Source organism: Shewanella indica, from assembly GCF_002836975.1.
In the GTDB taxonomy this organism is placed as follows: Bacteria; Pseudomonadota; Gammaproteobacteria; order Enterobacterales; family Shewanellaceae; genus Shewanella; species Shewanella indica.
The window spans coordinates 22,661-35,596 of the sequence record NZ_NIJK01000053.1 but is presented as its reverse complement, the minus strand read 5'-3'; the positions used below and the strand labels follow the sequence as shown (position 1 = coordinate 35,596).

The 12,936-nt window shown below is 49.2% G+C and carries 13 protein-coding genes; 12 read left to right on the top strand and 1 reads right to left on the bottom strand.

The features are described 5' to 3' along the window. Positions 1–7 precede the first annotated feature (7 nt). The 12 genes from cpaB (at position 8) to CX650_RS20255 (ending at position 11,878) form a co-directional block, all read left to right on the top strand. A complete protein-coding gene (gene cpaB, locus CX650_RS18740) occupies positions 8–940 on the top strand; it encodes a Flp pilus assembly protein CpaB (RefSeq protein ID WP_093981801.1) in 933 nt (310 codons plus the stop codon). A gap of 11 nt (positions 941–951) precedes the next feature. Further along, positions 952–2,256, top strand: coding sequence for a type II and III secretion system protein family protein (locus tag CX650_RS18735; RefSeq protein WP_093981800.1), 1,305 nt, complete (start codon positions 952–954; stop codon positions 2,254–2,256). Positions 2,257–2,265: 9 nt separating this feature from the next. Beyond that, positions 2,266–3,984: a TadA family conjugal transfer-associated ATPase gene (locus tag CX650_RS18730; protein ID WP_101096706.1), complete on the top strand. Its 1,719-nt coding sequence runs from the start codon at positions 2,266–2,268 to the stop codon at positions 3,982–3,984. Beyond that, positions 3,981–4,835, top strand: a complete 855-nt coding sequence (locus CX650_RS18725; protein WP_206191410.1) for a type II secretion system F family protein — start codon at positions 3,981–3,983, stop codon at positions 4,833–4,835. The genes CX650_RS18730 and CX650_RS18725 overlap by 4 nt, the downstream gene beginning before the upstream one ends. 5 nt (positions 4,836–4,840) lie before the next feature. After that, the gene (locus CX650_RS18720; protein WP_093981798.1) at positions 4,841–5,716 is read left to right on the top strand and encodes a type II secretion system F family protein; all 876 of its coding nucleotides are present in this window, start codon (positions 4,841–4,843) and stop codon (positions 5,714–5,716) included. Next, positions 5,717–6,058 (top strand): DUF192 domain-containing protein, encoded by a 342-nt coding sequence (locus CX650_RS18715; protein ID WP_101096705.1) that lies wholly within the window; start codon positions 5,717–5,719, stop codon positions 6,056–6,058. Between the two features lie 2 nt (positions 6,059–6,060). Further along, positions 6,061–6,543: a tetratricopeptide repeat protein gene (locus CX650_RS18710; protein WP_101096704.1), complete on the top strand. Its 483-nt coding sequence runs from the start codon at positions 6,061–6,063 to the stop codon at positions 6,541–6,543. A 36-nt stretch (positions 6,544–6,579) separates the two neighbouring features. After that, the gene (locus CX650_RS18705; RefSeq protein WP_093981795.1) at positions 6,580–7,287 is read left to right on the top strand and encodes a TadE/TadG family type IV pilus assembly protein; all 708 of its coding nucleotides are present in this window, start codon (positions 6,580–6,582) and stop codon (positions 7,285–7,287) included. Positions 7,288–7,298: 11 nt separating this feature from the next. Next, a complete protein-coding gene (locus tag CX650_RS18700; RefSeq protein WP_157823089.1) occupies positions 7,299–8,186 on the top strand; it encodes an OmpA family protein in 888 nt (295 codons plus the stop codon). Between the two features lie 875 nt (positions 8,187–9,061). After that, on the top strand, positions 9,062–9,502 hold the full coding sequence (locus tag CX650_RS18695) for a MarR family winged helix-turn-helix transcriptional regulator (protein WP_093981793.1): 441 nt from the start codon (positions 9,062–9,064) through the stop codon (positions 9,500–9,502). Further along, positions 9,499–9,894 (top strand): P-loop NTPase family protein, encoded by a 396-nt coding sequence (locus tag CX650_RS20260; protein ID WP_208622120.1) that lies wholly within the window; start codon positions 9,499–9,501, stop codon positions 9,892–9,894. Before CX650_RS18695 ends, CX650_RS20260 begins: the two co-directional genes overlap by 4 nt. A 469-nt stretch (positions 9,895–10,363) precedes the next feature. After that, entirely contained in the window at positions 10,364–11,878 is a 1,515-nt protein-coding gene (locus CX650_RS20255) for an ATP-binding cassette domain-containing protein (protein WP_208622119.1), read from the top strand. A gap of 171 nt (positions 11,879–12,049) precedes the next feature. On the opposite strand, the gene CX650_RS18685 is transcribed toward CX650_RS20255, so the two are convergent. Continuing rightward, the gene (locus tag CX650_RS18685; RefSeq protein ID WP_101096702.1) at positions 12,050–12,901 is read right to left on the bottom strand and encodes an endonuclease/exonuclease/phosphatase family protein; all 852 of its coding nucleotides are present in this window, start codon (positions 12,899–12,901) and stop codon (positions 12,050–12,052) included. Positions 12,902–12,936: the final 35 nt, after the last annotated feature.

The window sequence follows — 12,936 nt, the reverse complement described above, 5'->3', positions numbered from 1 at the left end:
GTCACTTGTGTCTTTCCAGAAGTCCAAAAGCAGTTGGTTAATGCTGACTATTGCTGTACTTGTCGCAATAGCCGCATTCTGGCTGTCAAATAACTATCTAAAAAACAAAGAAGAAATATTAAAGAGTCAAATCGTACAAGAAGAAGCTGAAACGGTTTCCGTGGTGGTGGCATCCAGGCCAGTACAAATGGGCGAAATCCTAAGCCCGGAGAATATGGCAGTCGCCGATATGCCAGCGGCGTTTGCTTCGGCATCAGCCGTCGCGCCAGGGGATTTTGACTATTATAACGGTCAGGTGGTGAAGCACGATATGTCACCCGGAGAACCTTTGCTGACCCACTATGTCTCGGGCCTTGGTATTGAAAGCTTTTCAGATCTGCTCGGTGAAGGCGAACGTGCCGTAACATTGCAAATCGATGAAATCAATTCGGTTTCAGGAATGACCTTACCGGGGGATATCGTTGATCTCATGTTGGTCACCGAACTTGAGCCTGAAGGTGAGAGTACCGACAAGATCACCCAAATCCAGCCACTTTTACAAAGCGTTCGTATTCTGGCTGTGGATGACATATCTCTGGTTTCACCCACTCAGGACTTTGTGCTTCATGGAGTTGGCAAAGGCTCCCTCGAATACTCGTCAATCACAGTTGGCGTAAAATATCAGGACGCGGCAAAGCTTGTACTGGCCAAAGAGGTCGGTGAGATAGCCTTCATGCTGCGAAATCGCTCAGACGGGCAGCGATTGGCCAAGACGATGTTCGACAGCAAGCAGTTAGCATCTGAAGCCAACAGTGAAGGGCAGTACCAGCTCTATACCTTATCCAGTACGTCCGGTGGCAGCCTAAAACCGGTAACCGTATCCATTGCAGGCCCAAGCACAAAAACGGGTGAACTCAGTCTTTTGAAATACAGCGCTTCCTCTCAGGCAGTGAAGAATTAGGTGACAAGGATATGTTTTTTAAGCGCGTAAATGTGGTGGTGTTCCTGCTTGGTTTGGTATTGGCTCAATCGACCTTGGCGGCACCGGCAAAACAATACATTGAGCTGTACATGGGACAGGTCAAAACCATTCAAGTTGGAGAGGTGAAGCGGATAGCCGTCGGTATGGATACCGTTCTTGGTGCCAGTGTGATGGACAATGGCGAGTTGCTTCTGATCCCCAAAACACCAGGTTCCACCGAGTTGCACGTCTGGAAGGCGGGCGAGCGTAAGCTTACAGTCACCGTGGATGTGTTGCCGACACAAGCCAGTAAAACCCTGAAAGAGCTTCGCTCAATTTTCAGAACCTTTGAGCATGTCAGCTTCCGTCATGAGAGCGGAATAATTCTGGCTGAAGGGAAAATCCGCCCTGAGGATGCAACCTTGTTCCAGGGAACGCTGGAGAAGTTTCCCGGAGTCATCTCCATGGTCAGGGCCGAGCAGATTGAAATTAAAGATATGGTCAAAATGCAGGTCAAGGTGCTTGAGATAAACAAGAACGACGGCCTGCAGTTCGGTATCAACTGGGATAATGCCATCAGTGGCCCCTCTCTGGCTCTGGTGACCAATTTCAAGCCCAACGACTATTACGTATACGGTTCTGACGGCAATAAGCTGCTGGAACTCTTTGATGGCACCCTACCTATTTCATCATCCAAAGCTTATGGTTACGGCGGCATAGCCACAGGTATTAACTCCATGATTAATCTGCTTAAGGAGCAAGGTACGGCCCGTATTTTAGCAGAACCTTCCCTCAGTACCCGCAGTGGTGAGAAAGCCAGTTTTCAATCAGGAGGTTCTTACCCACTCGCTGTTCTGAATGAGTTTGGTCAGCCTGTAGTTGAAATGCAGGACTATGGTATTCAGTTGGATATTCAGCCGGTTATCGACGAGCAGGGTAATATCATTTCTACCGTTAGGGCGGAAATGAGCTCTATTGACTTTTCCACCGTGGTACAGGGCGTTCCGGGGTTGCTGACACGTAACACTGAGTCTGTGGTCAATATGAGAGCCGGCGAAACTCTGGTGATTTCAGGCCTTATCAAGGTGGAAGACAGCCGCAGTTACGAAAAACTGCCGCTGCTGGGAGACATTCCTATTTTGGGGGAACTCTTCACCTCCCGTAATTTCCAGGAAGGACGCAGCGAACTCATCATTCTGGTCACACCTACAGTAGCCAAAGTTGATGTACCGCTTCCTGACGATATTCAGCATAATTTGACGGATATGGAAGGTACCGAAGTTAATGTACCTACTTCAGATTGGTTACTGGACTGAGGTGACGTGATGTTTCAACTGCATGTTCAAACTAACAAAGGTACCCGGGTTGCGGATCAGATTTGCCAGGAATCAAGCTGTGTCTTGGGAAAAGATGACTCCTGCTTTGTACAGCTACACGGTTGGCGAATTGGCAAGGAGCACATTCGCTTCATTCGTACCGATGATGGCCTGTTTGTCAGTGAGTTAACCACAAGAAGTGGTCTCAGGGTCAATGGCAATGCCGTCGCGACCTACGGTCCACTGCAGCCAGAGGATTTGATTGAGCTGCATTCCTACCAAATAACGGCCAAAAATCACACCAAGCTCAAAACTGATTCTGATTCAGCTCCTGTGGCAACTGCTGCGGACTCAACAGACACCATCAAGGAGCAGGAGATTCCGCCACCAAAAAAGCCGCAAATAGAGGAGCCTGTTGTTACGGATAGCGGTCACTCCACTCTAGTCAGAGAATGGCGTAGCAAAATCCATCAGGAACTGCTCAAGCAAATGGATTTACGCCGTATCAACGTGAATACGATGACGGATGAGGAGCTGCGAACTTTCACGAACAGCATGATTGGCGGCATCGTGGCGCAGATGGAAGACTTTCCTGTAGAGCTAAACAGGCAGAAAGTCTCTGAGCAGGTGCTCAACGAAGCGGTTGGACTTGGTCCGCTGGAGTCTTTATTGGCGATGGATGACGTCAGTGAAATAATGGTGAATGCAGCCGATGAAATCTTCTATGAGAAAGCGGGACGCATTACCAAATCAGACGTGACCTTTACCGATGATCGCTCTGTGTTGGCGGCCATTGAGCGAATTGTTACACCGCTTGGACGGCGAATCGATGAAAGCTCACCCACAGTGGATGCCCGTTTGAAAGATGGTTCACGGGTAAATGCGGTAATCCCCCCAATTGCGCTGAAAGGCCCCTGTATAACCATTCGTAAGTTTATGAAGGAGCGACTCACCTCTCAGCATTTGGTGAATTTCAACACCTTGAGCCCGGCTATGGTGCACTTTCTGGAAATGGCGGTGAAACACAAGCAAAACATCATAATCTCCGGTGGAACCGGCTCGGGAAAAACCACGCTTTTGAATGTGCTGTCCAACTTTATTCCAGTGCATGAACGGGTTATAACGGTTGAGGATGCTGCGGAACTCAAGCTGACTCAGAACAACCTGATTTCACTCGAAGCCAGGCCATCAAACCAGGAGGGCAAGGGTGAAGTGCCGATTCGGGAGTTAGTGAAAAACTGTCTGCGTATGCGACCAGACCGGATTGTGGTGGGAGAATGCCGTGGTGGTGAAGCACTTGATATGCTTCAAGCCATGAATACCGGCCACGATGGTTCGCTCAGCACCGCTCACGCCAACAGCCCCAGAGACTGTATTTCACGTTTGGAAGTGATGGTGATGATGGCTGGGGTGGAACTGCCGATTCAGGCAATTCGTGAGCAGATATCCTCGGCCGTAAACCTGATTGTGCAGCAAACCCGCTTTGCCTGTGGCTCACGCAAGATTGTCAGTATTTGCGAAGTGGCGGGGGTAGAGGGCAACCGGATCCAGCTCGGTGAGATCTTCAAATTCCAACAAAACGGCTACGGCGACGATGGCAAGGTGAAAGGTGACTTCGTCTCAACCGGCATAGTACCGCAGTTTTATGAAGAGCTGGCGAAACGGGGACTTGAGGTGGATATGAACATCTTTTCTCCCGGCGCCAAGGTAAAGGATTTGGCACTATGATTTTTGAAATTGCGCTGGTTGCGGCGTTTTTTTCACTGTCAGCCGGGGTCTTTGCCTGGTTTTTGGTGCGGGTGGTTTCCAATGCCGCGGTCAACTATCGGCGGAACTTCACGGCACAGGCCAAGATCAAGCTGTCAGATCTGTTCCTGACCATCGAGCCTGAAAAGCTGTTCATGCTGAACCTGGCAGCCGTAGTGCTGTTTTTCGTTTTCACCTTTTTCCTGACCGGTAATTTCATTCCCGCCGCCCTGATGGCTGTTTTGGTGGGGGCGTCTCCAGCGGTGATTTTTTCGATACTGCGAAAGCGGCGACAACAGGCATTTATCAGTCAATTGCCAGACATGTTGCAGGGGACATCGACGGCAATGCGCTCAGGCGCCAGCTTGAACCAGGCTCTGGAGTCTGTGATTGCGGAATCCAGCGCCCCAATCAAGCAGGAGTTTGATTTGTTCCTGCGGGAAGTACGAGTGGGGGTGAGCTTCAACGAAGCGCTGGATAATCTTTACAAACGCATTCCGCTAATGGATCTGAACCTGGTGATTTCCGGGATGAAAATCTCCCGGGAAATCGGCGGAAATCTGGCCGAAACCCTTGAACGTATGGCAGATACCCTGCGCCGCAAATTGGAGATGGAAGGCAAGATTGATGCGCTTACTGCTCAGGGACGGGCACAGGGCTATGTGATGACAGGACTGCCTATATTGCTAGGCTTGGTTCTGTACCAAATGGAACCGGAGCAGATGTCGTTGCTGTGGACGGAATGGTATGGCTGGGTGGTGATATCCATAGTAGTTGTACTTGAAATTATTGGATTTTTCTTTATCAGAAAAATCGTCAGCATAGATGTGTAATTGCGATGACTTTTATTATTTCATTGGCTATCAGCATCGCCATTTTCATCGGATTCATGGCCTTCGGGCGTATTATCAGTTTTGTGAAAAAGGCCGACAGGCAATATATGGATCCGCTGCCGCCGCTGATGAGGCTCAGCTGGCCGGCAATCAATTTTTTGTCCCATTACTTCGGTGACTTGCTCTCGGTGGAATACATCGAGCGAAGCAAAATTAAACTGAGACGAGCAGGTCTTGCTTACCTGGTAACTGCTCAGCAGTTTTTTGCACTTAAACTATTGTCAGCATTAATGTTTATGCTGTTGTCCTGGTTGTGCTTTCTTATGTTGGACAAGCCTGCAGGTATAGTGCCGCTGGCATTTTCACTGTTCGGTTTCATTTTTCCTGAAATCAATCTCAACGACCGTAAAAAGAAGGTCGAAAAGGAGATTGTGCGCCTGTTACCTGTCTATCTCGACTTCATCACTATGGCGGTTGAAGCGGGGATGAATCTTAACAGTGCTCTGATGCAAGCCGTTGAAAAGGGTCCACCGGGGCCACTGAACCATGAATTTCAAAAGGTGCTTCGGGACATTAAAGCCGGCGTAGGGAAAATTGAGGCACTGCGGAATATGAGCGAGCGTCTGGATATTCGTGAAATACGCAGCCTGGTGTCGTCCCTATCCCATGCAGAAAAAAGTGGTTCAAGCGTGGGCGAAACATTGAGGATCCAATCTGAGCAACGACGCACAGAACGTTTCCAGCGTGCCGAAAAGCTGGCGATGCAGGCGCCGGTAAAACTGGTGGGGCCTTTGGTACTGTTTATCTTTCCCACCACCTTTATTGTGCTGTTTTTCCCTATCGCAACCCAGCTGTTCGAGCTGTTTTCCAAGGGGGGATAAATGCAACTTAAATCCTTGTATTCCGGTGAAAGAGCACTGCTGAATAGGGTGTTTTTACCGCGCAGTTTTTGGCAACGTGCCAGAGGCTTATTGGGTAAACCGCCTTTGCTGGAGGATGAAGGTTTTTTATTCAACGATTGCCGCGCTATCCACATGTTTGGTATGCGCTATGCGCTAGATATCGTCTTCGTGGATGGCGAATTGAAGATCTGTAAATTGGTGCCTAATTTGGCACCGTGGCGGATGGCGTACTGCGCCAATGCCGAACACACATTGGAATTGGCCTCGGGCAGTGTCGGTCGTCTGGAACTGGTACTCGGGCAACAACTTAAATTGAGATAAAAATGAAGCCAATCGTATTGATATCACTATGTATTCTGCTAACAGCTTGTGCCGCTGCACCGAACAAGCCGCAGACCGATGTATCCTTCACTGACAGACTGAAAGTCGCCGAACAGGCCTACACTGAAGCCCGTTTAACCGACGCCGAAACCCTGTACCTGCAGCTAACCCAGACTAATCCAGAATATAAAGAGTCCTGGTTTAAGCTTGGGAATATCTATGCCCGTCAGGGACGATATGAAGCTTCGATTCGTTGCTATGAGAAGGTGTTGGTACTGGACAGTCAGGACGGCAAAGCCTGGTTTAACCTGGCTGTAGTTAAACTCAATCAATCACGGCAAATTTTGCAGCAAGCCGAGCAAATTCTCGCGCCAGACACCGCGGAACTACAGCAAATCAAGCTGTTGACGCAATCCCTTAANTGCAGCAAGCCGAGCAAATTCTCGCGCCAGACACCGCGGAACTACAGCAAATCAAGCTGTTGACGCAATCCCTTAATCAGGTTTCCAAGGGGAGTTAACGTGAAACGGTATTTCAGTGGTCAAAGCCTGACAGAGTTTCTGGTGCTGATGCCCATTTTCTTCCTGTTGCTATTTGGAATATTGGAATTTACCTATATCTATCGCGCTAAAACCACCTTGAATACCGCGACATTTGAAGCAGCCCGTGCGGGTTCTCTTAACAACGCTCAGCTTAACCCAATGCGCGAAGCACTGCGTAAAGGCATGGTGCCTTTATATATGCAGGGCGGAACCGGGACTCTGAAAATGGGGGAGGCTTATATCAAGGTCAGGCTCGATGAAGCCGCGATGAATAAGGCATCCGCAACCGTCACCATAGTTCATCCCACAATAGCCGTTTTTGACACCTTCAAAGTGAAACGTAAAACAGCCTTGGTGAACGATACTGCTGATAAGGAACGCTGGATTATTCCCAATGACAGTCTGCTCTACCGTTCAGCCAAAAAAGAAACCGTTAAAATTGCCGGAAAAAATGAAAGCCTGAATATTCAGGATGCCAACTTGCTAAAAGTTAAAACACTTTGGTGCTACAAACTGAAGGTGCCGATTTTACGCGAACTATTGGTTTCAAGCCTGGGGTGGTTTGGCTCTCCTGAGCAAAGAGCATGTAACGCGCTTGGCTCATTGAGAGGGCCTCGACTGGCGTTGAGTTCGCAGTCAACAATCAGAATGCAGTCACATATAGTGTCTGATGGAAATTTGAAATAACAGGGATGGTTATGAACATCAAATTGCTTTTGGGTTGGTTTCTCTTAGGTAGTACATTTGCCACACAAGCGGCATCACTCAGCGAATATAGGTTTAAAGGGGCAAAGCTGTTCAGCAGCGAAAGTAAGATTCTGATCAATAGAGAGGTTCCCCTTGGGCCCCTAACATTTTCCCATCAGGAAACCAGCGAACGTACTGAAGGATATTATCCCGAGAAGGCCGTGCAGATTAACGGTCAGGCAAAAGTGCGGATATTTGACTTTAGTCGACAATATTCAGCATTTCACGTAGCGCAATTGCTTGAAGGTTTGTTGGATCAAAGGGGTTATGCTATTCGCTACAGTTGTCAGGAAATATCCTGTGGGGACTTAATCGGTTGGCGAGCGTCATTATCTCGCTTTATCGACGGTGTTGAAAATCGTCAGCAAGTAATTGTTGCCAGTAAAATGAATAATAATCTGTCGGTCTCATATATTGTTGGTCATGTAACAGATATTGACTCCCAACCTCGTCTGGTGATGGAAGTTATCGAGACGGCGGCTCCCATAAAGAGCGCGCCAAATAAAGCGTTAACACTTAATTTCGACGTAAACTCTGCTGAGTTAACAGAGGCGCAAAAACGCCAGGTTGCCAGTATTGCAGAAGTCATTCAACGTGACAGTACAGGCAAATATAAAATCACCGGGTTTGCTGATAGTCAGGGAGATGAAGCGTCCAATCTCACATTGTCCCAAGCGCGAGCCAACAGTTTGGCAAAGCTACTGGTCGATCAATATGGCGTTCCTGCAGAAATAATTGATGTACAAGGGGTAGGTGAAGCTCATCCGCTTAAAAGCAATAATTCCTTTGGTGGCCGAGCGGCAAATAGACGAGTTGAACTGATACCCGTCAGGCTGTAAATGTAACCGGCGTCGCTGATTCTATATGACCTTGAGATGAATTCTATTCCTTTTACACTGACTTGGAATTGGCACGCCCGTGCAGTACATGGAAGTGTGTTATCCTCAAAGGGGCTTTCTTTGGCCCCTTATCTGTCTGCTTTGACTCAAAGACCTCGAATGCTGCAGGGTCCGTAGCCCACGTTTATTCCCTGTTTCCAGTGTTGGAGTGTCGCGGCGATGAGATACTTTATCTTGCTGGATGCTCTGTCTTTGAACACATAGGCTGTGACAGATGACCAAACGCTTATCAAAGCCTTTAAGCCCCGCTGCAAACAGGTGATGCTTGACCGACGAGCTGGCCATCATTGACAGTTTCCACCCAATGCTGCAGTCATGGAACGACGGCGTTTTGGCCAAGAAAACGGTCGTTCGTGTAATCAGGCTATTTAATGCGAGTGAAGCGTCATTGGGAAGCTATTTCTTGGATCTCTCAAACTCAGCTAATACCAGTGTCTAAAGATATCCAGAATCACTATCCCAACGCCACTCTATTGTTAGTGCTCCAGTAAAACTATAAGGCTAAAGCCGTTGGGGGCTAGTATTTGTGACTAGTTTGAGTCCGAAGGTTCCCTTTGACGGCGTTGACCTTCGGTGACTGTTTCGATGAGTGCAAAAACTTGCTGGTGCTTAAGGTTAATGGCGACCCTATCATGTAAGGATCTTTCCCTCCATAGACCCCGAACCTGAATGCCACAAGTACAAGGACATGGGTATCAAGGGTAACAGCTACTTCGGCTCAATGCTTGTAAAACAAAGCGGCACGTTCATACCACAGGCTTGTCAATTCAGCTGCCGGGATTGATCTCTTGATACATGAGGAATATAGTTTCTAAATGGAAACTAAAATAATCCCTGAACTGGAACAAGCTCTCTCATTGCTGCAATGTGAGCTGGTCGCACGGCGCAACCGCTTCAACCCGGAAGCGGTAAACTGGGCGCAATATGATGTGCTGGAGGCTCTGCGTGTGGGCGGAACCATGCGTCCCTCAGTCCTCAGCGAGAAAATGGGGATTTCTCGCGTTCAGCTTTCAAAGGCATTAAGGGTACTCAAGGATCAAGGTTTGGTTGAGCAATCAAGCGACCAGACTGACCGCCGCGCTCAGGTAACCAAACTCAGTAGTAAAGGTGAAGCTTTCATGGAACGAGCATCACTACAGAGATACGAGGCCGCCCAGTTGGTGGCAGCGGTGATGACATTGGAAGATCAGCTTAGATTTTCCGAGCTCTGCAATAAGGCTGTTCAAGGACTGCAATCGCCAGGGACCACCAAGTGACCAATTTACCCATGCGTATTGTTCGCGCCCGCACCAATAACCTGAAGAATGTCACTCTGGAGATACCCAAGCAGCAACTTGTAGTATTCACCGGGGTTTCTGGCTCAGGAAAATCATCACTACTGTTTGACACCATAGCCGCGGAGTCACAAAGGCAACTGGCGGAAACCTACTCGACATTTGTGCGCAGCCGCTTACCCCAGCTAGGCCAGCCAGATGCAGATAGATTGGAAAACCTACCGGCCTCCATAGTCGTAGATCAGCGAAAACTGGGTGGCAATGCCCGCTCAACGGTTGGGACAGTAACAGAAATTTATGCTCTGCTGCGGCTGCTTTTTTCACGTATAGCAACTCCTCACGTGGGGGGAATCGAGTGTTTTCTCATTCAATAACCCAGAGGGAATGTGCCTGGCTTGCCAAGGTCTGGGGACGACCAGAAGCATTAATGAGAATGAACTCTTCGACAAAGAGCGCTCACTGGATGATGGCGCAATACGTTTCCCAGGCTTTGAGCCAGGTTCGTGGCGTTGGAAACGCTACGCTTTATCCGGCTTTTTCGATACAAGCAAACCACTTGGTGCCTATACAACCGCAGAATGGCATCGTCTAACCCTTGAGCAAGGAACTGCTGTCACAGCCCCAAAGCCAGGCTGGCCAAAGAGCACTGTATATGAGGGAGTACTGCCACGTCTGCGTCGTTCGTTTCTGGATCGGGATGACAACACACTTTCTCTAGTCGAGCGGGAAGCCTTAGCCAGAGTCACCAACAGCGGAGCATGTCCCGCCTGTAACGGAAGTAGGCTAAACCCCTTGGTGTTATCCAGCCTGATTAGAGGGCGTAATATTACCGAGTGTGCCACCATGGAAGCGGGTGAGCTGTTGGCCTTCATTAACGAAATCCCTGATCCGGAAATGCAGTCGGAGATATCTGCAATGGCCGAAAAACTCAAAAGCATGATAGAGATAGGCTTGGATTATCTCAGTCTGGCTCGGGAGACATCAGGCCTGTCAGGTGGTGAGTCTCAGCGGATCAAGATGATCCGCCATCTTGGCAGTAGTCTTAGCGATATTGCATATATCTTTGATGAACCCAGCGTCGGGCTGCATGCCCGCGATGTCCGTCAACTCGCCAATTTACTCACTCGCCTGCGGAATAAGGGAAATAGTGTCCTCATAGTTGAACATGACCCAGATGTAATTGCCATTGCCGATCATGTTATCGATATGGGCCCTGGGGCCGGAGAAGCGGGTGGTCAGGTAGTTTATCAAGGCCCTTTTATAGGGCTCAAACAAGCAGATACCATGACAGGCCAAGGCTTGCGCCGAAAAAGTTATCCAAGAGTATCACAGCGTAAAAACTCAGGTTGGCTCAAGCTTGAGCATCAGTCTATGTTCAATGTTCATGATCTGTCGGTCGATATTCCCCTCGGGGTCGTAACTGTGGTTGCCGGTGTCGCCGGCTCGGGGAAATCGACGTTAGCCAATAGGATATTGCCCCGCCTTTATGCAGACGTGGTGGTGATTGATCAAGACGAACTTCGCGCATCCTCCCGTTCAACCCCTGCCAGCTATCTCGGTATCCTGGATGATATACGTCGCCATTTCGCCAGGCAGAGTGGCAAAGCTGTCGGTCTATTCAGTAACAATGCAGCCGGGGCTTGCCCTGCATGTAAAGGACGAGGTGTTGTACACACAGATCTTGCGTTTCTTGAAACTATTGAGTCTATGTGTGAAACCTGCCAAGGTTCGGGATACAGCGGGGAAGCCAGCACCATTCGAGCCGCTGGAAAATCTATCGTTCAGATAATGAACATGCGCCCGCAAGAGGTTCTGCAGGTATTCAAGCACCAGACGAAAATAGTAAATGCACTGACACGCCTGATTCAGGTAGGACTCGGCTACATACAGATAGGTCAGCGGCTGTCCACTTTATCCGGAGGTGAAAGGCAGAGACTCAAACTGGCAGCAGAACTGGAACGAAGCGGAGGCATTTATGTCTTTGATGAACCCACCTCCGGTCTGCATATGGCCGATGTCGAGCGCCTGCTCGAACTGTTTACCTTACTCGCAGATCAAGGAAAAACAGTGATAATCGTCGAGCATAATCTTGAGATGATAGCCAATGCCGACCACGTAATAGAAATGGGCCCGGGAGCCGGAAAACATGGCGGAAAGATAATCTATCAGGGCCCTCCGTTAGGAATGCTGACTTCCGCGACTTCGGTCACAGGCCTTTTTTTGGAGGAACCGGTGTCAGGGAAACATGAGTTACTTAGGGAAGGTGCGAATAAGTCCTCGCGGTACTCTGGCTTACACAGCAATTGGCGTTCAAGGCATCTGACTGAAGGCATGCCGGGGCCTGTCGAAGTCGGATAACGCAGAGAGCCGGTTGCTGTGAAAGCCCCGAAGGGCGTGGCTTACAGGCCTGCCTGCTGTGTTGTGCTTCTTGCAAAGGACTAGGGCCATTTGCTGCGAACCACGCCTTGCATCCATGCCCGTAAGCCGACGCAGAGAACGCATGGGACTTGTTCGCACCTTCCTTATGGCCTAGTTCTCGGCAATCACAAAGCTGGCGACCATAGGATTGTGATCAGACACTTCAGTTTCCGGTACATACAGCTCTTTGGGTTTCAATCCTCGATAAAAGAGATGATCTAGGGGATATCCCAGAACTCTTACCCTGTTATCCTCGCCAAAATGAGCCTCATTCAATCCCAAAGAGGAAGCAAAGGCGGCCAGCAGCATACTGCGTTCCTCACTCCAGGTATTGAAATCACCCGCCAGAATAATAGGCCCCACTACTCTTTCCTCAGCCAGGGCTTCAGTCAAAGACTTAAGTTGCTGCCGATATTCTTCGATACCGACACTGAAGTTAATTCCATGGACATTGACCACAGTCAATAATGAGCCATCAGACAAAGGATATTCGGCAACCAAGGCCGTCTTGGGCAACCGCAACCAGGGCTCAAGAGTACGGTAGCCACAACTGCTCAAGGGAGCGCTGCGGGAGAGATTCATTACCCCAGCGGGGGTATCCAATACACTGAAAGCATTAGCGAAACGCCAAAACCACTGCGTAGCACTCAAATAAAGGTACATGCCGGGATCCAGACTGGCTTCCTGCAGCAGCACCAACTGCCTGCCTGTTGTAAAATCATCGAGACGAGAACGCCACAGGCCGTTTTGCTGCTTCTGAATATTCCAGATCAACACGCCAAACTCACCATTCTTATCCAGCGCCTTTGCCGTTGGCGTTTGGATACAGGCCGCGCCGGTATTGGAATCAACCCTGTCAGATTGCAGTTGAACATTTGCCGGTACGGTAAACACCCAATGCCATCCCCCTAGTATCACCAGCAAAGAAAGCAACGGGAAGATCAGCAACCACTTCAGTTTCATATCAGCCTCAAGCGCAGAAAGAGCCTACAACAGGA